This is a genomic window from Spirosoma sordidisoli, from assembly GCF_004138325.1.
Taxonomy (GTDB): domain Bacteria; phylum Bacteroidota; class Bacteroidia; order Cytophagales; family Spirosomataceae; genus Spirosoma; species Spirosoma sordidisoli.
Genome location: NZ_SBLB01000007.1, coordinates 150,471 through 172,626, shown reverse-complemented (window position 1 = coordinate 172,626; position 22,156 = coordinate 150,471). Strand labels below are relative to the sequence as shown.

At 56.7% G+C, this 22,156-nt stretch carries 19 protein-coding genes; 8 read left to right on the top strand and 11 right to left on the bottom strand.

The window, feature by feature from the left end:
* Positions 1 to 70: 70 nt before the first annotated feature.
* On the bottom strand, positions 71 to 2,365 hold the full coding sequence (locus tag EQG79_RS23275) for an ATP-dependent helicase (RefSeq protein ID WP_129604644.1): 2,295 nt from the start codon (positions 2,363 to 2,365) through the stop codon (positions 71 to 73).
* A 255-nt stretch (positions 2,366 to 2,620) separates the two neighbouring features.
* Positions 2,621 to 3,061 (bottom strand): hypothetical protein, encoded by a 441-nt coding sequence (locus tag EQG79_RS23270; RefSeq protein WP_129604642.1) that lies wholly within the window; start codon positions 3,059 to 3,061, stop codon positions 2,621 to 2,623.
* Positions 3,062 to 3,145: 84 nt separating this feature from the next.
* Here EQG79_RS23270 and EQG79_RS23265 point away from each other — a divergent pair, with 84 nt between their 5' ends.
* Genes EQG79_RS23265 through EQG79_RS23255 form a run of 3 tightly spaced genes read left to right on the top strand, consistent with a single transcriptional unit; the run spans position 3,146 to position 5,394 of the window.
* Positions 3,146 to 3,739, top strand: coding sequence for an RNA polymerase sigma factor (locus tag EQG79_RS23265; protein WP_240699432.1), 594 nt, complete (start codon positions 3,146 to 3,148; stop codon positions 3,737 to 3,739).
* 10 nt (positions 3,740 to 3,749) lie between these two features.
* Positions 3,750 to 4,358 (top strand): hypothetical protein, encoded by a 609-nt coding sequence (locus EQG79_RS23260; RefSeq protein ID WP_129604639.1) that lies wholly within the window; start codon positions 3,750 to 3,752, stop codon positions 4,356 to 4,358.
* Positions 4,342 to 5,394 carry a hypothetical protein gene (locus EQG79_RS23255; protein WP_077922238.1) on the top strand — a complete coding sequence of 351 codons (1,053 nt, stop codon included), beginning with the start codon at positions 4,342 to 4,344 and terminating at the stop codon, positions 5,392 to 5,394. Before EQG79_RS23260 ends, EQG79_RS23255 begins: the two co-directional genes overlap by 17 nt.
* Here EQG79_RS23255 and EQG79_RS23250 read toward each other — a convergent pair.
* Together EQG79_RS23250 and tpiA are read right to left on the bottom strand one after the other, a co-directional pair.
* Positions 5,387 to 5,899 carry a cupin domain-containing protein gene (locus EQG79_RS23250; RefSeq protein ID WP_129604637.1) on the bottom strand — a complete coding sequence of 171 codons (513 nt, stop codon included), beginning with the start codon at positions 5,897 to 5,899 and terminating at the stop codon, positions 5,387 to 5,389. The genes EQG79_RS23255 and EQG79_RS23250 overlap by 8 nt on opposite strands.
* A gap of 74 nt (positions 5,900 to 5,973) precedes the next feature.
* Positions 5,974 to 6,738, bottom strand: a complete 765-nt coding sequence (tpiA, locus tag EQG79_RS23245; RefSeq protein ID WP_077922240.1) for a triose-phosphate isomerase — start codon at positions 6,736 to 6,738, stop codon at positions 5,974 to 5,976.
* 237 nt (positions 6,739 to 6,975) lie between these two features.
* On the opposite strand from tpiA, the gene EQG79_RS23240 reads away from it, so the two are divergent.
* Entirely contained in the window at positions 6,976 to 8,238 is a 1,263-nt protein-coding gene (locus EQG79_RS23240; RefSeq protein WP_077922241.1) for an aspartyl protease family protein, read from the top strand.
* Between the two features lie 3 nt (positions 8,239 to 8,241).
* On the opposite strand, the gene EQG79_RS23235 is transcribed toward EQG79_RS23240, so the two are convergent.
* Positions 8,242 to 9,276 carry a sensor histidine kinase gene (locus EQG79_RS23235; protein ID WP_077922242.1) on the bottom strand — a complete coding sequence of 345 codons (1,035 nt, stop codon included), beginning with the start codon at positions 9,274 to 9,276 and terminating at the stop codon, positions 8,242 to 8,244.
* Between the two features lie 130 nt (positions 9,277 to 9,406).
* Positions 9,407 to 10,114, bottom strand: a complete 708-nt coding sequence (locus tag EQG79_RS23230) for a response regulator (protein ID WP_077922243.1) — start codon at positions 10,112 to 10,114, stop codon at positions 9,407 to 9,409.
* A gap of 275 nt (positions 10,115 to 10,389) precedes the next feature.
* On the opposite strand from EQG79_RS23230, the gene EQG79_RS23225 reads away from it, so the two are divergent.
* Positions 10,390 to 11,541 (top strand): AI-2E family transporter, encoded by a 1,152-nt coding sequence (locus EQG79_RS23225; RefSeq protein ID WP_129604634.1) that lies wholly within the window; start codon positions 10,390 to 10,392, stop codon positions 11,539 to 11,541.
* Between the two features lie 81 nt (positions 11,542 to 11,622).
* Here EQG79_RS23225 and EQG79_RS23220 read toward each other — a convergent pair whose 3' ends face one another.
* The 4 genes from EQG79_RS23220 to EQG79_RS23205 all read right to left on the bottom strand — a co-directional run bounded on the left by EQG79_RS23220 (position 11,623) and on the right by EQG79_RS23205 (position 18,535).
* Positions 11,623 to 12,252 carry an LON peptidase substrate-binding domain-containing protein gene (locus tag EQG79_RS23220; protein WP_077922245.1) on the bottom strand — a complete coding sequence of 210 codons (630 nt, stop codon included), beginning with the start codon at positions 12,250 to 12,252 and terminating at the stop codon, positions 11,623 to 11,625.
* A 55-nt stretch (positions 12,253 to 12,307) separates the two neighbouring features.
* Complete coding sequence (locus EQG79_RS23215) at positions 12,308 to 13,102, bottom strand: cysteine hydrolase family protein (protein WP_129604631.1); 795 nt, start codon at positions 13,100 to 13,102, stop codon at positions 12,308 to 12,310.
* A gap of 99 nt (positions 13,103 to 13,201) precedes the next feature.
* Positions 13,202 to 16,825 (bottom strand): VCBS repeat-containing protein, encoded by a 3,624-nt coding sequence (locus EQG79_RS23210; RefSeq protein WP_129604627.1) that lies wholly within the window; start codon positions 16,823 to 16,825, stop codon positions 13,202 to 13,204.
* A 135-nt stretch (positions 16,826 to 16,960) separates the two neighbouring features.
* Positions 16,961 to 18,535, bottom strand: a complete 1,575-nt coding sequence (locus EQG79_RS23205) for a polysaccharide biosynthesis C-terminal domain-containing protein (protein WP_129604621.1) — start codon at positions 18,533 to 18,535, stop codon at positions 16,961 to 16,963.
* Between the two features lie 148 nt (positions 18,536 to 18,683).
* Between EQG79_RS23205 and purH the strand changes: the two genes are divergently transcribed.
* The 3 genes from purH (at position 18,684) to gatC (ending at position 21,450) form a co-directional block, all read left to right on the top strand.
* On the top strand, positions 18,684 to 20,234 hold the full coding sequence (purH, locus tag EQG79_RS23200; RefSeq protein ID WP_129604617.1) for a bifunctional phosphoribosylaminoimidazolecarboxamide formyltransferase/IMP cyclohydrolase: 1,551 nt from the start codon (positions 18,684 to 18,686) through the stop codon (positions 20,232 to 20,234).
* A 57-nt stretch (positions 20,235 to 20,291) separates the two neighbouring features.
* Positions 20,292 to 21,023, top strand: coding sequence for a lysophospholipid acyltransferase family protein (locus EQG79_RS23195; protein WP_077922249.1), 732 nt, complete (start codon positions 20,292 to 20,294; stop codon positions 21,021 to 21,023).
* A 139-nt stretch (positions 21,024 to 21,162) separates the two neighbouring features.
* Positions 21,163 to 21,450 (top strand): Asp-tRNA(Asn)/Glu-tRNA(Gln) amidotransferase subunit GatC, encoded by a 288-nt coding sequence (gene gatC / locus EQG79_RS23190; protein WP_129604611.1) that lies wholly within the window; start codon positions 21,163 to 21,165, stop codon positions 21,448 to 21,450.
* A 5-nt stretch (positions 21,451 to 21,455) separates the two neighbouring features.
* On the opposite strand, the gene EQG79_RS23185 is transcribed toward gatC, so the two are convergent.
* On the bottom strand, positions 21,456 to 22,145 hold the full coding sequence (locus EQG79_RS23185; RefSeq protein WP_240699431.1) for an alpha/beta hydrolase: 690 nt from the start codon (positions 22,143 to 22,145) through the stop codon (positions 21,456 to 21,458).
* Positions 22,146 to 22,156: the final 11 nt, after the last annotated feature.

Here is a 22,156-nt window from a genome sequence, read left to right as displayed (position 1 = left end):
TATCCTGATGCCGAGCAACGCGTTCCAGACCGCTACGCGTAACGGCCTGGCCTGACGCGCCTGCTGCCATTTACGATACGACCCGCAGCTTGGCGAAGCTTAACAGCAGCACTTTCTCACCCGCTGTCTCGAACAGGATCGTGGCTTTGCGCTCGGTTCCGTTGACATCTACCGCTTTAACCGTGCCAAACCCGAATTTAGCGTGCTCGACCCGCTGACCAGCCGCCAGCTCAGCCGTACTGGTGGGCGCAAAATCGGCCGAGGGCGTATGGGTAACGGTGGGCTTGGGCGCCTGCCGCTGGGCCGTTTTCTGCGCCAGACTGCGCACAAACGCCATCGATCCCGTTGAGGTGGTTTCGCTTCGGTCGCGCTCGGGCCGATCGAAATCCATCCGACTCGGTGCCGAACGGAGTTTCGACATCTTCAGGTATTTCTGATCGATCTCCATCAGAAACCGGCTGGGTTCGCACATCTTCAGTCGGCCATAGTGGTAACGCGTTTCGGCATACGACACCGACAGCCGCCGTTCGGCCCGGGTAATGGCAACGTAGAACAGCCGCCGTTCTTCTTCCAGATCGTTGCGGCTTTCGAGCATCATCTGACTCGGAAACAGGTCTTCTTCCAGCCCGACGATGTGTACGTTCTTAAACTCCAGCCCCTTGGCCGCGTGAATGGTCATCAGCGTCACCTTATCGTTGTCGCCATCGTCTTCTTTTTCATCGGCGGTGGTGAGCAGCGACACTGATTGCAGGAAGGCGCTCAGGCTTTTGTCATCGTTATCAGGGTTGTCGACGAACTCCTTGATGGCGTTCAGCAATTCCTGTACGTTTTCGTAGCGGGCCAGGCCTTCTACCGTTTTGTCTTCGTACAGCTCTTTGAGCAGTCCCGATGCCTTGGCAATATGGGAGGCTACCTCATAGGCATCTTTCTGGTCGAGGAGGAGTTTGAAGCTTTTGATCAGATCCGCAAAGGCTTCGATGGCTATAGAGGCCCGACCGGTTACGTGTTTATTGATATCGGCTACGATCTCCCAGACCGAATCTTCTTTCTCGGCTGCGATCACGCTGATCTTGGCCACGGTCGTATCGCCTATTCCGCGCTTGGGCAGGTTGATGATCCGTTTGAACGCTTCTTCGTCCTGCTGGTTGACCGTAAAACGCAGGTAGGCAATCAGGTCTTTGATCTCTTTGCGCTGGTAGAACGACAGCCCGCCAATGATGCGGTACTTGATGCTCATCTTGCGCAGGGCTTCTTCAAACGCCCGCGACTGGGCGTTGGTCCGGTACAGGATGGCGAAGTCGTTGTTGGTCAGCGACTCGTTCATCTTGGCTTCGAAAATGGCCGATGCCACCAGCCGCCCTTCTTCGTTATCGGACGAGGCCTTGATAACGTCGATCAGCGGACCGGCTTCGTTGGCTGTGAAGACGTGTTTTTCGAGCTGGTTCTTGTTCCGGGCAATAATGGAGTTGGCTGCCTGCACGATCGTATCGGTCGAGCGGTAGTTCTGCTCCAGCTTCACGATCTTGACATTCTCCTTGCCGTAGTCGCGCTGAAAGTTAAGAATGTTGGTGATATCGGCGCCCCGGAACGCGTAGATACTCTGCGCATCGTCGCCCACGACGCAGATATTCTGATGAACGGCGGCCAGTTTGCGGGTAATGAGGTACTGCGACACGTTCGTATCCTGAAACTCATCGACCATCACGTGTTGAAACTTGTGCTGGTACTTGTTCAGGATGTCGAGGTGATCGCGGAAGAGTACGTTCGTATTGAACAGCAGATCGTCGAAATCCATAGCATTGGCCGCAAAGCACCGCATGGCGTACTGCTTATAGATCCGGCCAATATGCGGCATCCGCGCCGATTCATCGTCGGCCTGAATGACGGCATTGTTCAGGTAATCGTCGGGGCCGATGAGCCGGTTTTTAGCGCCCGAAATACGCCCGAACACGTTATTGGCGCGGTAGACCTTATCGTCGAGGCCCATTTCCTTGATGATGCTCCGAAGCAGCGACTTCGAGTCGTCGGTATCGTAGATCGAAAAGTTACTGGTATAGCCAATGGCTTTGGCTTCGATGCGCAGGATCTTGGCGAAGACCGAGTGGAACGTACCCATCCAGATATTGCGGGCTTCGGTACCGACCACTTTTTCGATACGCTGGCGCATCTCACCAGCCGCTTTGTTGGTAAACGTCAGTGACAGAATCCGAAACGGATCGACCCCGTTTTCGATCAGGTAGGCAATGCGGTACGTCAGTACGCGGGTCTTGCCCGAACCGGCGCCGGCTATAATCATCAGCGGGCCATCGCCGTGCATGACGGCCTCCCGCTGGGGTTCATTCAATCCAGAAATATAATCAACCATCAACGTCGCTTCTATCCATCTATAACAAGTAAAAGTAGGAAAAAATTTGGTCAGGCTTCCCCAAAAAAGGCATCTTCGGCCGGGAGTCAGGGCCGGAAGGAGCCGAACCAAAACTGGCGCCGTTACCGCGTTGATGGCTGCTCATTGGCAACAAAAGCCTGACTATACGACAGCAACAGGCCTGGGTCGAGACAACCCCTATGCCTGATGCAGACTTACCAGGCCAGTGCGGCTGAGTTTTACAGGATGTGGGCGCTAGATCATCGGGCCCAGGTCGACGTTCATCAGGGACGAAAACGACGAACCGGTAGCAACACCACCGTCGCCTTTGCAGTACCGCAGCCATTCGCCGGAATAGTAGTTATACACGAAACCCTCCAGAATCCCGTAGTCGTCGTCTTCGATAAGATTGATAATTTTGTGGAGATCCCGGTTGGCCGACCGGGGCTGGGCTACTTCGATAACGATACGGGTCAACTGCGCTTCGTTATCGAACAGCAGCACATCGGGAACCTGATGGCCCGGCCCCTCGCCGAGCGGTGTCTCTGGCAACGGCATCAGCGAAATGGCCCGTCGATGGTAATACAAGACCCCTAGTTCGATCGTCAGTTTGCTGATAACGATCTGATGGGCCAGTGGCGAGTTGGTACCATCTTCATGGACAACAAAGGGCGAGGGAAATGATGGTTCGTACATGACCAGCTTTTTTTACGTCAAGATATCGAAAAAACTTTATGCAATAATGCAACGCCCGACACCGTTGCGCTGTCTTTCTCCTGATTGCAACTTAAATTACCTGTTCCGCTGAATCTGTTAGAGTCCAAACCGTACCCAGACCGCCATGCTGATCTGGTTAAACGCTGCCAGCAGGGCGAGCGACGGGCTCAGTATGACCTGTATCAACAGTACGTGAAAGCCATGTACAACGTCTGTTTCCGGATTGTAAACAACGAAGCCGAAGCCGAAGACGTACTACAGGAAGCCTTTATTGATGCCTTTAGCCACATCGGCTCGTTTCGCGGACAAAGTACGTTTGGCGCCTGGCTGAAACAGATTGTCGTAAACCGGGCCATCAATCACCTGCGCAGCCGCCGAATGACGCTGGTCGATATCGAGTCGCACCGGCTGGGCGAAGATGATGGTCCCGACCTGGCCGATCCCGAGCCATACGACGAAGAAGGCGTACAGCTGGAGGTCGATCGGGTCCGACGGGCTATGGCTCAGTTGCCCGAAGGCTACCGGGTGGTGTTATCGCTGTATCTGTTCGAGGGCTATGACCACGAGGAGATCGGAAACGTGCTGAACATCAGCGAAACCACCTCCCGGACGCAGTACCTGCGGGGCAAAAAACGGTTGCTTGACTTATTAACCTAACAACAAAACGATGAAGAAAGATAATCTGGAACGCTTCGTCCGCGACAACCGCGAAGCCTTCGACGACCGGGAGCCACCCATGGGCGACTTGTGGAAGAAGATAGAAGAGGGGCTGAACCAGCAACCCGGTCAGCAACCGATCAGCGCCCCCTCGCCCTTCCGGCACGTGCATAAAAATACCGGCAAACCGGGGGGTCTACAGATCGGCTGGCCCAGCCTCGACTGGCGGGTGGCGGCTTCGGTGGCGATACTGCTGCTGGCCGGCGGCTTCTGGTACATGAACTACCAGTACGGCGTAACCCACCAGCCCGAGGTCGTTGCTGCCAGCCCCATGTACGCCAGAGAAGTTGTTCAGTATACCCGACTGATCGACGATAAACGGGCCGAACTGATGCAAATGACTCAGGACAATCCGGAACTGTATGCGGAGTTTGCCACCGACCTCAACCGACTCGAAAAGTCGTATCAGTCGCTGAAGGCCGATTTGCCCAAAAATCCTAATCAGGAAGTCCTGATTCAGGCCATGATTCAGAATCTGCAGATTCAGATCAACCTGCTCAATGAACAGTTGCGCGTCATACAGCGCATTAAACAACAAACCAATGAAAATCCTGTGTAGTCTGGTACTTTGCCTTTTGCCCATGCTATCGTGGGCCGGGGAGCCGACTGATCTCGGCGCGGTGGAGAAAAAGAAAACGATTATCAAACTGTTCGACGTAGATGCCAATGATGTGCTGACGATTGACAACCAGTACGGGCAGGTAACGGTCGGGCTGTGGGACAAGAGTGAGATCCGGGTTCAGATTACGGTTTCGGCCAATTCCGACTCCGACGAGCGTGTACAGCGATTTCTGGATGCCGTAACGATTGACGAAAAACGGGCGGGCAATCAGATTGTGGTACGCACCAACTTCAGCCAGAGCAGCCTCACGAACTGGAGCCTAACTAGCTGGAAAAACGATGGCGATCGCAACTTTGTCCGGATCAACTACGAGGTGATGATGCCCAAACAGAACGCCCTGACCGTCCGGAATAAGTTTGGCAATACCAGCATCCCGTCGTTCCATGCGCCCCTGACCGTGTACAGCCGCTACGGTAATTTCAGCGCCGACGAACTGACCAATCGCCAGACCGACATCGATGTGGCCTACGGTAAAGCCATGATCCGGGCACTCGAAACGGCGAAAGTAGACGTAGCTTACGGAAATCTGGACCTGAACCGGGCTAACGCGCTTACGCTGGTCAACAAGTTTGGGAAGATGCACATCGGCAACGTTGGTAAACTCGATGCCAACATCGACTACTCCGGCGCTACCATTGGCACCCTGCGCGAGTCGGGCCGGATCAATCTGAGCTTTTCGGGCGGATTCCGGATCGAGCAGCTTCCCAAAACAGTCGATAACGTGGCTATTCAGGCAAGCTATTCATCCGTGGCCCTGCCCATCGAGAACGGAAACGACTGCGACTTCGACGTAACGGTCAGCTACGGTAATTTCAACTACGGTACTGGTTCGACCATGCATTTTACCACCCAGCCCAGCGACAATAACAGCCGGGGGGCGCGTCTGACCAAGCAATACATCGGTAAGGTTGGCAGCGGCTCGGGCACGAAAGTAAAAGTGGTGTCGAAGTTCGGGAATGTGAACTTCAGGTAGTCAGCATCTCGATAACGGCCCGGTGCTGCGGAAACTCGGTCAGCAACGCAGCCCGGCTACCCATCTCGAAATCAGCGAAGTCGAAGCCTGGCGCCACGGTACAGCCGACTAGCGAAAAACCCGCGCTGTCTGTAGCGCCGGCCGGCTTCGCGCCGAACCAGCAACCCGCCGGTACAACCGCCTGAAATACCTCCCCCCGATCAGGTCTGTTTCCCAGCCGAATGATGCGCAGTGACGCGTCTGGATTGATCACGAATACCTCCAGCGGGCCGCCCGCGTAGAAGTGCCAGATTTCGTCGGCCTGAATCCGGTGCAGTGCCGAAACGTGTTGATTCTCAAGCAGAAAGTAAATAGCCGTTCCGAACGCCCGCTCGCCACCGAACCGCGCGGGCAGCGCTCCGGCCGGAATGCACTCCTCCGCCCGATAGGTTTCGGCAAAATAACCTCCTTCCGGATGCGGCTGAAGCTTCAGCGACTGAACATAATACGACGCAGACGTAACCATTTTGATTGAGTGACTGGTGAATGAGTGATTGGGTGATAGGCTAAACACTCATTCACCAGTCACTCAACCACTCATTAATTTACGGCTTTAACAACATTGGTGAATTCGCGGGATTTGAGCGAGGCACCTCCGATGAGGCCACCGTCGACGTCGGGTTGCGCGAAGAGCTCGGCCGCGTTTTTTTCGTTGGCACTACCGCCGTACAGGATCGTGATATCCTGCGCGATGGCGTCGCCGTACTGACCCGCAATATGCCGGCGAATCTCGAAGTGCATATCCTGCGCCTGGGCCGATGAGGCCGTCAGTCCGGTGCCGATAGCCCAGATCGGTTCGTAGGCGATTACGACTTTGGCAAACGTTTCGGCCGAGAGGTGAAACAGGCTGTCGGTAAGCTGATCTTTTACGAAGCCGATATAGTCGCCATTTTCGCGCAGATCGCGCGACTCACCGCAGCAAAAGATCGGCGTCAGGCCGTTTTCCAGCGCACTGTTTACTTTATCGGCCAGTTGAGCGTTGGTTTCGCCGAAGTACTGGCGCCGTTCGCTATGGCCCAGAATGACGTATTCAACCCCGATCGACTGGAGCATGGGGGCCGAGATCTCGCCGGTATAGGCGCCCGACGCTTTCTCGTGGCAGTTCTGAGCCCCGAGTGCTACCCGACCGCCGGCCGTGATATACTGCCGCGATGTGGTCAGATACAGAGCAGGTGGGCACAACACCACCGTAACGTCGCCGGTGACCTCATCTTTTACCATGTTAACGACCTCCGACAAGAGCGCTTTGGCCTCTTCGAGGGTCTTGTTCATTTTCCAGTTACCGGCAACGATCTTTTTACGCATAACAGATTAATAATGTGACAATAAACAGTCAGGCTGAATCAACAAGGCAAACAACTTGTTTGTCAATCGGGGGCGAAATTAGGGCTTTCTGACCGAACCCACTCCCCCACTGCCGGCTAAATTTCGTAGCCGAATACGCTATTCTCTCTCCCGTTAATAAAGTAATGAAACCGAATACCTGTTTTTTGTGTTATTCGGATAAAAAATACGTAGATTTCAATGCTTTAGACCATTTACATGAAACCGCTTTTCCTGGTTATCGGACTGTTTAGTGCTTATCTGACCGCACAGGCAGATGACCATACGCGCACGCCCGATCGGGACCGATATGGTTTCTTCATCGCCGGCAACCGTACCTGGACCCGCATCCCGTTTCAGCTCCACTCCAACCTGATTATCGTACCGGTTCGTATCAACGAGTCAGATACGCTCCAGTTCATTCTCGATACCGGCGTCAGCAATACCATCGTTACCGACCCCAGCGCCTTTAAACGGCAGCCGCTGCGGCTGGCCCGAAAAATTAAACTCTCAGGCGCCGGCGAGGGCGGCAACCTGACGGCCTCGGTAGCGATCGATAATTCGCTGGTGCTGGGTGGTCTGCGGGCGGCCCACCACAACATCGTCATGCTGGATGAAGACATTCTGAAACTGTCGGAATACGTGGGTACGCCCGTTCATGGCATTTTCGGCTACGAGATCTTCGCCAATTTTGTGGTGAACATCGATTTTCAGCGCCGGGAAATCATGCTGATGAGTCCCAAAAAGTACCGGTACAAGAAACGCAAAGGCGACCGCTACCCCATCATCATCCAGGATACCAAAGCCTATACCGACGCGTTGTCGGTCTATGACGGGCAGAAATCGATGCCGCTGCGGGTAGTGCTCGATACGGGCGCCGGTCATGCGCTCCTGCTCGATCGGTCGCGGAGTACGGCCATGATGCCGCTTCCCGAAAAGAGCATCCGGGCTCAGCTGGGCCGGGGCCTCAACGGCGTGATCAACGGCAGCATGGGGCGCATTCAGAAGGTAAAATTCGGCCGCTATGAGCTGGATAATATCCTGGCTTCGTTTCCCGACAGCACCGCTTTTGGCATGAAACTGATCGACATGCCCGAGCGGCAGGGCAACGTGGGCTGCGAGCTGCTGCGCCGGTTCAACGTAACGTTCAACTACCCCGATCGGTACGTGGTGCTGAAACCCATCAAACGCGCCATGCGCGAGGGCTTCGAACACGACATGAGCGGCATGGAGCTGCGGGCCAAAGGCGATCGCTTCCGCAATTACTATGTCGACAAAGTCATCGAAGGATCGCCCGCCGATCTGGCCGGCCTCCAGGAAGGCGACGAAGTGCTGTTTGTCAACAACAACTCCACCAAAGACCTCACGATCAGCGACATTTACAAGATTTTGCAGAAGGGCGAAGGCCGGGAAGTATCGATGCTGGTCCGGCGAAACGGCCAGGTTATCATCACCAGCTTTGCGCTGAAACGGCTGATCTGAGCCTTATTCGAGCCGATCCAGCTTGAACCGGAAGGTGGTTCCTTTTTCCAGCTTGCTCATAACGGTAATTTTGGCCTTGTGTGCATTCAGGATGTGTTTCACGATAGCCAGCCCCAGGCCGGTGCCGCCCCGGTCTTTGGAGCGGCTTTTCTCTACCCGATAAAAGCGCTCGAAAATACGGCTCAGGTGCTCGGGCGGAATGCCGGGACCATCGTCGCGCACCGATACCAGCACGTGTTTTTTGTCGCCCTCCAGACTGACCACCACCCGGCCGTTCTCGTTACCGTATTTTACGCCGTTCTCGATCAGGTTGGTCATCACCTGCAGAATACGCTGCGGATCGGCCTTGACCCAGACGGGACCCGGTTCGGTGGTTTTGAGCCGCAGGGTCGTGTTTTTCTTGCTGGCGATGTCTTCCAGCTGGTCAAAAATCTCTTTGGTCACCAGCGCCAGATCGACCCGATCAAAATTCATCTTGACCTCGCCCGTTTCCAGCTGCGACAGAGCCACGAGGTCTTTCACCAGGGCATCGAGCCCATCGAGGCTTTTGGCCGCCTTCGACAGAAATTTATCGCGTACGTTTTCGTCGTCAACGGCGCCGTCGATGAGGGTATGAATGAACCCCTGGGCTGCGAAGATCGGCGTCTTCAACTCGTGTGATACGTCGGCCAGAAACTCGCGCCGAAACAGCTCAAGCCGCTTCAGTTCATCGATCTCTTTTTGTTTTTTGGCGACGTAAACGAAGATTTCGTCGTTCAGCTTCTTGAACGGGTTCGTGTTCTTGATGATCGACTTGCGCGAGATAGTAAAGTCCCGAATCTTCAGCTTGTGAATGGTTTTGTACATCTTGTTCACCTCCCTGAATACCAATAGCTCAATAGCGTACAGAACCAGAAAGAACGAAATGACAAACGACGATATGCCCACCACGAAGAGCATGTTGTACGTGACCCCTTCCACAAACGTCAGAAACGCCAGCGTCAGCGCCGAAATCAGACAAGCCAGCAGAAGCGCAATAAATCGGGGACTGAGAGACATGTAGCGAATGCGTGAATGAGTGAATGAGCGCGTTGGGCCTGCCCGCCCTGTTCAGCTACCCGACTCAGATCTACCTGGTAAAATTATTCGCTAATTCACGCATTACCGAACGCGGCCCGCACTAATTCGCTCATTCATTCTGATCGGTGAACATGTACCCGACGCCTTTCAGGGTTCGGATGTGGGTGTCGCCGATTTTCTCGCGGAGTTTGCGGATGTGAACGTCGACGGTGCGTTCGAGCACGTAGATGTCGGCGCCCCATATTTTCTGGAGCAGTTCTTCGCGGCTGAACACCTTGTTGGGGTGCTGCGCCAGGAAGAAGAGGAGTTCAAATTCTTTCTTGGGCAGAATAACCGACTTATCGTCCTGACTAACGGAATAATTCTTGCGGTTGATGAGCAGGTTGGCAATGGTTATCTGCTCACCGGGATCGGCCTTCTGGGCTTCGCGCCGGAACAGGGCGTTGATCCGGCTCATGAGCGCCCGCGGCTTAATGGGCTTGGTAATGTAATCGTCGGCCCCGACATCGAAGGCTGCCACTTCAGAGTACTCTTCCGAGCGGGCGGTCAGGTACAGAATGTAGGTCTGGCGCAGTTCCGGAATGTCGCGCAGTTGCCGACCGGCTTCTATACCGTCCAGATGGGGCATCATGATGTCGAGTACAACGAGTTCGGGCAGGTAGGTACGGGCTACTTCAATGGCCTTGCGGCCATCGGTGGCAGTGCGTACGTCATAGCCTTCTTTGGAGAGGTTGTATTCGAGCATCTCGACAATGTCGGCGTCGTCATCAACGACTAAGATGCGGTGCAGGGGTTGAGCAGCTTTAGCAGCACTCATACGAAGCAGAGTTGGTGAGAACGACCTGTTTGGTATAGCAGGTGGCCCGAAGTTACGCGGCTTATCCACAACGTTACGACTACCGAGTCCATCCTTAACAATAATTTAACAGCTTACGGTACCTGAAGTTAATCGATTTCTATCTCAATACGAACTGGTTACCAACCCGATCCGTCTGGCTTACTCAGGTAGTTCCGCTCAGGCTCGCCAGCAATTGTTTGGTTGTATAATAAAGAAAATAACGATTAGCCGCTTCCCGATGTTTACCCCTCATCATGGATACTCGCTCACCGGAGGTTCAACTGCCTCTTTACGCTAAAATTACCTGCATACTTCTATCAATTGTCATCCTGATCTATGGGCTTCACACCTTACAGGGGCTGCTGATTCCATTGGTGTTCGCCATATTATTCTCGGTGTTGCTGTTTCCGCTGGCGCAACGGCTCGAAAACTGGCGAATACCACGCATCGTGGCCGTGTTGCTGTGTTTGTTGCTGACGCTGGCCGTTATCGTCGGCATTCTGTACGCCGTTTCGATGCAGATCAGCAGTTTTGCCGAGGTGATTCCGCAGCTGATCAAACGGGGCAACGAATACCTGAATCAGATTCAGACCTATGCCGACGAACAATTCAACATTGACCGTAAGCGGCAGATTTCCGAAGTCCGAAAATACCTCAACCAGCTCCTGTCGGAGGGCGGTACGATCCTGACGTCGACCCTGCTGGCCACGACCAGCACCCTCACCGATGTGTTTCTGGTCTTGCTGTTCGTCTTTTTCTTTCTGCTTTACCGCGATTTTTTCCGGTCTTTTTTCTACAAAGCGTTCCACGACACCCGCCGGTCCAAGATCGATGCGGTGCTGCATGGTATCTATACCGTTGTGAAGGATTACCTGGCGGGGCTGGTGCTGGTGATTCTGATCATCGGTACGCTGATGACGGTTGGCCTGCTGATTCTGGGTATCGACTACGCCGTCTTTTTCGGCTTCTTCGGCGCCTGTCTGGTGCTGATTCCGTATTTCGGTATCTCGCTCGGGTCGTTGCTGCCGGCGGCTTATGCCCTCGTTACCGAAGACAATCCGCTCAAGGCGCTGGGCGTCATCGGCGTTTTTCTGTTCGTGCAAACGATCGAAGGCAATTTCATCACGCCCTACATCGTGGGCTCCAAGGTGAGCATCAATCCGCTGGCGGCTATTATTGTGCTGATCCTGTGGGAGAACGTATGGGGGCTGGCCGGTCTGGTACTGGCGCTGCCCGTAACGGCCATTCTGAAAGTGATTTTCGACGCGGTGGAGTCGCTGAAGCCGTACGGATTTCTGATCGGCGAGGCCGAAAAGCCGCGCCCGCCCATCAGGAACCTGCAGCAACTTACCGATCAGCTGCCCCGACGAGCCAGAAAAGTCGGGAAAGTCGAGGAGAAAGACTAGCTAGCCAGAGAGCCGGCCCGAAGGCAGAGCCCTCACCGCACAGCCAGGCTTACCCATGATCGGTTACTCAGCCGGGTATAATCAGAAGTTGAGCGGGTCCAGGTTTTTGAAGTGGCCGTTCATGCGGATTCGTTGCTTGGTACGCTCCATATCGGCCACCACGGGCAGCACATTGTTGAGGTGCTGAATCAGAAAGAGCTGTCGTTCGGCTTCGGTTTCGAGCGTCAGCAGTTCGTATTCCTGCTCGACCGACAGCCCGACCTTGTGCGCCACGCGGTACGAGAAATTTTCGCCAACCGAGTCATAATCCGTTTCAATCTGAAGCAGGTCGTACAGGCGTTCCAGTCGCTGGGTCAGCGCGTCGGCATGGGCGCTGAAGCTATCGCCGGGCTCGACCAGCTCCACCTCGCCACCCGCGTAGAGCTTGCCAGCTACGGGGTTCTCGAAGTTGATAAGCCGAAATACCTTGAGTCCTTTCGATTTTATATCCATCCGGCCGTCGTCGTAGCGCTTGTGCAGCGTCGTTACGTGCATCTCGGTGCCGTAGCCGGGTAGTTTGTTATTGATAAACGCCGGGATGCCAAACGTTTTTTCTTCTTCCAAACATTCGTTGATGAGTTGGCGATAGCGTGGTTCGAAAATGTGCAGGTTCAGGTCTTCGCCCGGGTACACGATCAGGTTGAGCGGGAATAGCGGCAGCGTTTTTTCCATAGCGTCGAAAAGGTACGGGTTTTCGCTAAATACCCCATCCCGAGAGGGCTCAAAACTACCGCTGCGCCCGAAAAAGGGCCGTCGACTCGGCAAACCGAACCCCGCGCGTCCGGGCTTCGCGGTAGATCGGCTCGCCCAGGTGGCCCAATTTGCTTACGTCAGACATGCAGTCGGTAACTACTACCAGTTTAGGAACGAGGTGCGGGGCCGAATCGAGCAGCTGTTTCAGGCTGTTGGCTACGCAGTGCGACCTGGCCTCGCCCATCAGGTAAACCGTCTCGAACCGGTCCAGGTCCGCAATCAGACCCAGGTTGAGCTGGGTTTCGGGCACGGCGGGGTCGGGCACCTGCGCCCGGAAAATGCCGAAGTGCTCGGTGAGCGGGTAGAGCCCTTTCGGTACGGCCACATAGTCGCGGTCGCGCTGGCGGGACCAGCTTTTGAGGGCATCGAGCAGCGTATCGTGCAGAGCCGCCCCCCGCGATCCGATCAGACAATGTTCGGGCCAGATGAAGTGCGAAAACTGCCCGTCGGCTTCGAGATCCCGAACGTACTGACGCGCCCGCGCGGCTTCGAACCGGGGTATCCATCGGCCAGCCTCTACCTCCGCGGCCGAGATCGGCGTAAACGGAGCCGGATGCTGACCACGGGCGTCGTGCCAGAACAGCGGGTGCGCAATGTCGAGTATGTGGTGTGTGTCGAGCGTTACGACAATATGATCGATCTGGTCGGCATGGTTCGTAATCAGTCCGGCCATCCGCTCAACGTCCCGATCTGCCCCCGGCACGAACAGCGCTCCGTCGGGATGGCAGAAGTCAATCTGCGTATCGATGATAAGAAAGGCGTTACCCATACGATCGAAGCTGGTTTTGCGGCCGGGCAGACCCTTTCTGGCTACCCCGCCCCGCTGCTAACACAGCCACGGGTGAGACGAATCTGCCGGTCGATACCGTTAAAACGTGTACCGTTTCGCGATGGTTTCTCCGGGGAGCAGCCAAACGCCCCGCGCCGACTGCGAATAGAACGACGATCCGAAGGGTAACTCCTCACGCCGGGTACGGCCGTTCTTCAGCCGGACATCCACCGCGCGGGTCCGAGCATCAACGGGGGCGAACGTCCGGGGGCTCTGGGTAGCCAGGATGCGCATCAGCCCCCGGTTCTGGGATATCGCTACCCGACAGCGACCCGCGGCATCGGGCCAGCTGACGATGGCGCGGGCATTGCCGGGCACATAAAGGCCACTTTGCTGCATGGTCAGGGGCACGAATCCCCCTTTGCCATCGCCCCGTAGCACCAGTCCGTTGAAGGCATCCATCCGGCCCGCTATCAGATCGCTGCCGTGTTCGTTCCCCACCAGCACCGCATCCAGATTACCATCGCCGTCGATATCCTGCGCCACCATGCCGAAGACCGGCGCGGTCTGCGCCATCAGCGGCAGCGGCCGAACGGCGAAGGTTCCGTTGCCCTGATTTTCGATGTAGCTGCTGGGCGTGTAGGTTACCGACAGTTTGAGCGCCTGCGACCGTTCGTCTTCGGTGAGCACTTCGTCCATGGTGGCCTGACCCAGGGCCGCATACTGCACGTAACGCTTCTTGATACCGATCATCTGCCGAACCATATCGTCCCAGCCGAAGTACGGATACTCATCGTACTGGCCTTTCTGGTTCTTGAAGTACACCGAGGTAAAGGCGTCGTAGAAGCCATTGTTATCAAAGTCACCGGCATACATCCGGACGGGTTGTTTGTCGGTAGCCCGCAGCAGGGTATTCTGCCCCAGATTACCGGCCAGGTAGTCGATATCGCCATCGTTGTCGAAATCGCCGGGGGTCAGGCTATTCCAGAAGCCGGTTTTGTCGGAAAGGCCCTTCACGTCGACGGGTTCGAGCCGCCCGTTGGTGTTCCTGAGCATGACGGGGGCCTGCCACTCGCCAACGACCAGCAGATCGACCCGGCCATCGTTATCGTAGTCGGTCCAGAGCGCGTCGCAGGTCAGCCCGCCTTTGGCCAGGGCCGGGGCCAGCTGGGTGGTTACGTCGGTAAAACGGGCAACCGAAGGCCCACCCGCCGAGCCGGGTTTGGCACTGTCGTTGCGCAGCAGGAAACTCCGCACGGGCGCCGGGTACCGGTTCGGTTCGACCCGTCCGCCCACAAACAGATCCAGGTCACCATCGCCATCGAAGTCGGCGGCTTTGACGCATGAACCGCTGACGCCCGTTTTGGGCAGCGCATTGGAGGTCAGCGTAAACGTGCCGCGCCCGTCGTTCAGGTACAGGCGGTGTTGCAGCGCTTCGGCCTGCTGATCGGGCCGAAACTCAACACTGCCACTGGCGGCATACAGATCCAGATCGCCGTCGGCGTCGGCGTCGAACAGCAGCAGCCCGGCATCTTCGGCCACTTTGACTGGCAGGGTCTGCGTCACAAACCGGCCGTTAGCCTGCTGGAGCAGCAGGCCCGCCGACCGACCCGCGCTGCCGCCCGAAATCATATCCTGCAAGCCATCGCCGTTGACATCGCCCACGGCCAGCGCAGGGCCGTATTCGGAGAACTTGTGGAGCAGCGTTTTCTGGCTGTTGAAATCGATGTAATCGTCTTCGTCGTGCCGGTAGGCCAGCGCCAGCGAGTCGGTAATATCGCGCAGCCAGGTGGGGCGGGCTGGCGTGGCTTCGCCGGGTGCACCTACCCGCGCATCGGCAGCCCGGATAGTAATGGTCTGGTCGGCGTTGACGCTGGGCAGCACCTGCACGCGCCCGCCGGGCCAGGTTATTTTCAGGTTTTTAAGGGTCGTAACCTCGCCCAGGCCCAGGTGCGCCACCGGCTCAACGCTCGACAGAAACCCCCGGTAGGGCGTATGTTCGTATAGCTCTTTGCGCCCGCCGGGCAGTTCGTACTCGACCATGGCACCAAACCCCAGCCGGTTGGCGCCGTCGCCCTCGAACCGAATCCGGAGGTAGTGCGCTTTTTCGGGTTTGCTGTCAGCCAGGTTGTTCCGGTAGATGAAAGCCTGGTCGTTGATGTTGTTGACCACGTAATCCAGGTCGCCGTCGCCGTCGAAGTCGGCATAGGCAGCGCCGTTCGAGAAACTCGGCTCGGTCATACCCCAGCGGTCGGTCACGTTCTCGAACGTACCATCGCCCCGCCCCCGAAACGCGTAGTTGCTCACTTTTACCTGGGGCATTCGCTCGGTCAGGTCCAGACGCATGGCATCGGTCAGCAGGTTATTGACGCCACTGTAGTAGTTGGTGAAGTCGCGGTCGGTCACGTCGCGCGGGAAGCCGTTGGTCACCAGCAGGTCGCGGTTGCCGTCGTGGTCCATATCGACCAGCAGCGGAGACCAGCTCCACTCCGTTTCGGCCACACCGGCCAGCATACTGATTTCGCTGAAGGTAGGTAGGCCTACGCCGGCCGTGTCGGCCGAGCCGGGCCGAACGCCCTGGTTGAGCTGCAGCGTATTGCGGGCATACTGGTGTTCGTAGCCCAGCCGGTCCCACTCCTGATACACGAAATAGTTGCTGCCGCCCATGAGGCTCTTTTTCCGGAGGTTATCTTCGGGCAGCATGTCCATGGCTACGATATCGGCCAGGCCATCGTGGTTGATGTCGGCCACGTCGTTACCCATGGCCGAGTAGCTGGTGTGCTTGAACGACTGGCGGGCGCGGTTGGTAAAGGTGCCGTTGCCGTTGTTGACGTAGAGCAGGTCATTGGTGGCGAAGTCGTTGGTGACGTAGATATCTTTCCAGCCGTCGCGGTTGATGTCGCAGATGTTGAGGCCCAGCCCGAAGCCTTCGTACAGAATCCCGGCCTCCCGCGACACATCCACGAACAGCGGGCCCGCTGCGGCCTGCTGCCCTTTTTGCCGTTCTGTTGTCATGTTCCGGTACAGCCGGTCAACGTTGGGCGACGAACCATCGGCTTTCTGTTCGCGCAGGTTGGTCGTGGTCTTCTCGTCGAAAATCTGGTCGACCAGCACGTACAGGTCCAGGTCGCCGTCGTTGTCGTAGTCGAAAAAAGCCGAGTGGGTCGTATAGGTCGTGTCGGCAATGCCGTAGTCGGCCGCCATCTCGCGGAAGCGTGGCGCCCCGCTGGCGTCGTTTCCCTGGTTCACGTAAAGCAGGTTGGCCCGGCGGGCGGCCTGTTTGTGCAGCGTATTCGAGACGTATACATCCTGCCTGCCATCGGCGTTGATATCGACCACCGTCACGCCCGAGCACCAGCGGCCACTGCCGCCCACCCCCGCCGTTTCGGTCACGTCGCGGAATTGTATGCCCCCACCCGATTCGGTATCGTTGAGATACAGCTTACTCGGCACCTGGTTGCCCGCAAAAAACACATCGGGTTTCTGATCGCCGTTGAAGTCGCCCACGCCGACGCCCCCGCCGTTGTAGATGTACTGATAATTCAGGATGTTGAGTGAATCACTGTCGGTAATGGTATTGGCGAAGGTGATGCCCGTATCAGCCGCGTCGAGCCGCTCGAACAGGGGTTTGTCTTTACAGCCAGTTAGCAGCGCCAGCAGCGCGAGCGGTACCAGCAGCGCGAGCGGTACCAGCCACGCGCCATTTCCTAAAGTTGGTTTCATGCGTTTGATGCGAATCTGAATCTGTCCTGGTGGTATGCTAGTCAGATTCTCTTGCAATTTACCCATAAAAAAACACCCCAATCGGCGATCGGCGTGTTTTTTCATAAAGATACCATCATGCGAGTCAGGTACGGGTCAGGGCTGGCCCGGGTCGGGCTTTACCCGCCCCCGCCGAAGCCGGGCCAGCGCCGGCTGCAGCGTATCGCGCTCCACCACCAGAATACCTACCAGAAACAGACCCAGCAGGGCCAGATGCACCGGTACGCCAATCCACAGATTATCGATCGGAAACCGCCACGATGCCCAGATCAGCAGGCCACCACCGGCTATATAGCCCAGCGCCGAGCCCACCTCGTACGGCACCGGATAGTACTTCTGACCAAGCGCATAGCACAGCACCAGCATCACCAGGCTCGACGTTAGAAACGCCAGTACGCAGCCCATATAGCCCATTACCGGAATCAGCACGATATTACCCACCACCGTAATGGTGGCGCCAACCACCGTAATCAGCGTGCCGAAGCGGGTCTGGTCGGTTAGTTTGAACCAGAGGCTGATGTTCTGGTAAACGCCCAGAAACAGATTGGCCAGCAGCAGCAGCGGCACGATGTTCAGCCCCAGCCGATACTGCGGAGAGAGCATGAGCCGCCCCAGCACGTCGACGTTCAGGCTCACCCCCACCCAGATCAGTACGCAGACGATGGTGAACCACTTGGTAACCCGCGCCAGCAGATCGGGCGCATTTTTATCCTCGGCCCGGGAGAAAAAGAACGGATCGGCCGCAAACCGGAACGACTGGGTAGCCAGGGCCATAAAAACCGACAGCTTGAAACAGTTGCCGTAAATCCCTAGCACATCTTCGTTGGTTAGTAGAGCCCCGTCGAGGCCGCGGTACAGGCCTTCGGGTAGGTAATGCCGCAAAAAAAGCCGGTCGGTCAGGCCGTTGACCACGTTGGCCAGCCCCGTCAGCATAATCGGATAGGCGTAGATAGACAGCGTTCGGATACGCTCGCTGTCGAGCTGGAAACGGAACCCCTTAAACGCATCGCGCAGCAGCACGAAATAAAACGCATTGCCAAGCAGGTTGGCCAGGAATATATAGCCCGGACCAACCGCCGGATCGTAGAAGAGCCGGATAAACGGCTGCAGTCCGCTGAGGTAGCGCCCCCGGTCGATATCGGGGCAGATAACCAGAAAAAACACGTTGAGCAGCACCACCAGGCCGATATTCAGCATACGGGCCCAGACGAACTGACGGGCTTTGTTCTCGACCCGCAGCCGCGCAAACGGAATGGCCATGATGGCATCGATGGCAATGATCAGCGCCGACCAGCGAATGAAGGTGGTCTGACCGGGGTAGTCGAGCCAGACCGTAATCTGGGGTGCCAGGTAAAGCAGCAGCGCCGTCATCGTGCCGGTAATAACCAGCACCAGGCTCAGCGTCTGGCTGAACGTATCGGCCACCCGGCTCGCTTTATCGTCGCCTTTGGAGCGGGCCGCAAACCGAAAAAAAGCCGTATCGAGTCCGAAGGTGTAAAAGACCAGCAACAGCGCGATATAGCCATAAAATTCGACGTTGGACGATAGCTGCTTGGGCTGGGCGAAGGCGTAGGTCTGGATCGGAACCAGCACGTAATTGAGCAGGCGACCCAAAATTGTACTGATGCCATACAGGGCCGTATCACCCGCTAATTTTTTAAAGGCACTCATTCAGAACGGACCCCGATTAGGAAAGGGGTCCGACAAAGTTACGGCGTTTGGCTATCTTTGTCAGTTGAATGAATAATGTATCATGACCCGTGTGTCATACGCTTTGGGTTCATTTCATTATTCATGGTACATTATTCATTGTGCATTAATGAAATCTATCTCTTCCGCGCTGATTTCCGTCTATTACAAAGACGGGCTCGAGCCCCTCGTCCGGTTGTTACACGAGCAGAACGTCAAACTCTATTCAACGGGCGGCACCCAGACGTTCATCGAACAACTCGGCATTCCCGTTACGGCGGTTGAAGACCTGACCGGCTACCCGTCGATCTTTGGTGGTCGGGTCAAAACGCTGCATCCTGCCGTTATGGGGGGTATCCTCTACCGGCGCGAACTGCCCGAAGATCTGGCCCAGGCCGAGCGGCACCGCATACCGCCCATCGATCTGGTCGTGGTTGACCTGTACCCGTTCGAGGAAACCGTGGCGTCGGGCGCGTCAGACGAGGATGTGATCGAGAAAATCGACATCGGCGGTATCTCGCTGATTCGGGCGGCTGCCAAAAACCATAACGATGTGCTGATCGTGTCGTCGCGCGATCAGTATGCCGATGTGGTCACGCTGCTGACGGAGAAAAAAGGCCATACCGACCTGGCCGATCGGCGGCAGTATGCGCGCCAGGCCTTTGCGGTCACGTCGCACTACGACACGGCCATTCAGGCTTATTTCAGCGCCGACGAGACAGACAGCACCGGCGCCCCCTCGATCAACGAAACGATCTATGATTTCAGGAGCCTGTCGGCCAGCCATCTGCGCTACGGCGAGAACCCGCACCAGCAGGCTACCTTCTACGGCGATCTGGAAGCGCTCTTCACGAAACTGCACGGCAAAGAGCTATCCTACAATAACCTGGTCGATGTCGACGCCTGCGTGCAGCTGATCGATGAGTTTACCGACCCGTCGGCGGCTTTTGCCATCATCAAACATACCAACGCCTGCGGAGTCGCCACGGCCGACACCCCGAAGCAAGCCTACCTCAACGCCCTCTCCTGCGATCCGGTATCGGCCTTTGGGGGCGTAATCATCACCAACGTACCTGTCGATCTGGAAACCGCCGAAGAGCTCAACAAGCTGTTCATGGAAATCCTGATCGCCCCCGGCTACGCACCCGAAGCGCTCGACCTCCTGAAGTCGAAAAAGAACCGGATTCTGCTTCAGCGGAATGCCATCGCGCTGCCGACAGTGATGTTCAAAACCATCCTGAACGGGGTGCTGGAACAGGATAAGGACAACCAGACCGAAACAGCGGCTCAGTTCAATACCGCCACCAACAAAGCCCCCACCGAGAGCGAAGTACGCGCCCTGGAGTTTGCACTCAAGATCTGCAAACATACCAAGTCGAATACGATCGTGCTGGCCAAGGAAAACCAGTTGCTGGCGAGTGGCGTGGGACAGACCTCCCGGGTCGATGCGCTGCGGCAGGCTATCGAGAAAGCCGGTTCGTTCGGGTTCGACCTGAACGGGGCCGTTATGGCGTCGGATGCGTTCTTCCCCTTCCCCGACTGCGTCGAAATTGCCAGCCAGGCCGGCATTACGGCGGTGGTGCAACCGGGCGGCTCTATCCGGGATCAGGACTCGATCGATTACTGCAACGAGCACGGCATGGCTATGGTCGTGACGGGTGTGCGGCACTTCAAACACTGATTGTTCAGACTGACGAGGCCCCGCGGCTTCGTCAGTCTTCTCTTACCCGCATCGGCTATGCAACTGCTTTACACCGCTTACTGCGCTGTTTACCTTGTGCTGCTGTACCTGCTGCTATTTCCGTTGCAGTTTCTTTTTCTGCAGCGGGAGGCCTGGAAACCGCTGGCCCACCGGGTAAACCGCATCTGGGGACGCCTGTTCTTTTTCGGAGCCGGTATTCCGGTGCGGATCGAGCATCGGTTCAGGCCCGACCCGCGGGGCACCTATGTCTTTTGCGCCAATCACTTTTCGTACATCGACATTGCTGCCATGGGGGTCGTTGTCGATAATTTCTTCGCGTTCGTTGGCAAGAGCGAGGTGAAACACATTCCGCTGCTGGGCTACATGTTCGCCAAGCTACACGTGCAGGTCGATCGGTCGCAACCCAACAGCCGGGCCTACTCGCTGGCCAAATCCATCCGAACGCTGGCGGGCGGACGGAGCATCATGATTTTTCCGGAAGGAGGTATCCGCGCTGCGCATCCGCCCACCATGGAATCGTTTAAGGATGGCGCGTTTATCATGGCCATTCAGCAGCAGGTCCCCATTGTGCCGATCTCGCTGCTGAATAACCACCAGATTCTGCCCGATACACCAAAAGTCCGGCTGTACCGACATCCCCTGCGAGCGGTCATCCACCCGCCCATCGATACCAAAGGCATGACACAGACCGATGTAGAGCGCCTGAAACAGGAAACCTACCGCATCATCAACGCCGAACTGACCAAAGAAAAACAAATCCCCGCGTAGAGACGCAACCGCCCGGCGGCCCGGCTATTGCGTCTCATTCGCGTCAGCAACCTTTGTATCAGCAGTCAAGTCTATAGCCGGGTTGTTGCTGACGCCAGAGAGACGCAAAAGATTGCGTCTCTACAAAAAAAGAAATTGTATGAAAGTCGATTCAGAAACACTGCAGAAAATTGCCCACCTGGCCCGGCTGGAAGTGAAGCCGGACGAAGAAGAAGCCCTGCTCAGCAGCATGAACGGGGTTCTGACCTGGATGGAGCAACTCAATGAGGTAGACACCACGGGCGTTGAGCCCCTGACGCATATATCGCCCGAAGTCAACGTCCTGCGCGACGATGTGGTGGGCCAGCACCTCTCCCGCGACCAGGCACTGGCCAACTCGCCCCAGCATAACGGGCAGTTCTTCGAGGTACCGAAAGTAATGGAGTAGCGCCGTCAGGCTGTTCCCATCCCGGATCGATTGGCCAGCAGGGTCCGGATTGGCTCCGCCACCGCTTCGGCATGGAAGACCAGGCAGAAATGGTCGCCCGGCACGTCGACAAACGGCTCGTCGGGCGGGCTGACGATCGAATCACGCCGGGCGTGGATACGCAGGTCGGGCTGAACCGTTAGCGGAGCCACTTTCGCAAAGAGCGTTTGCAGCTGCTGCCAGACGTACAGTCGCGCCATGGTGGTCGAGCCTTCCAGCAGCTGGTCGTACAAAGCCCGGGACTCCTGAAACGGGTATGCCTTCCGGAAAAAGCGGGTCAGCATCCGGCTCTGCGTCAGGCCCGTATTCAGCATCAGCTTCAGAATGGTCAGATTATCGGTCGGAAACAGAATCTTTTTCTGGTTCGTCCACGACGCCAGCTGAATAACCGTAGCCCCGCTCAGTTCCTTGATGTTGATGGCCACCCAGCCGCCCATCGAGTGACCAATGATTACATCGTCGGCCCTGATTTCGTACAGGTCGATCAGGGTCTGAGCCAGCTTCCGCACGTTCACCGCCCCCGCCGGTTGCCAGCGCTGGAACTCGTCGGCCAGGTTGATACGGACGTACTCGGCCGGAGGCAGCAGCGGCACCAGCGTATCGAAAATAGTAGGGTCTTCAACGTACCCGTGAATCAGCAGGATGCGGTTCCGCATACGATAACGAG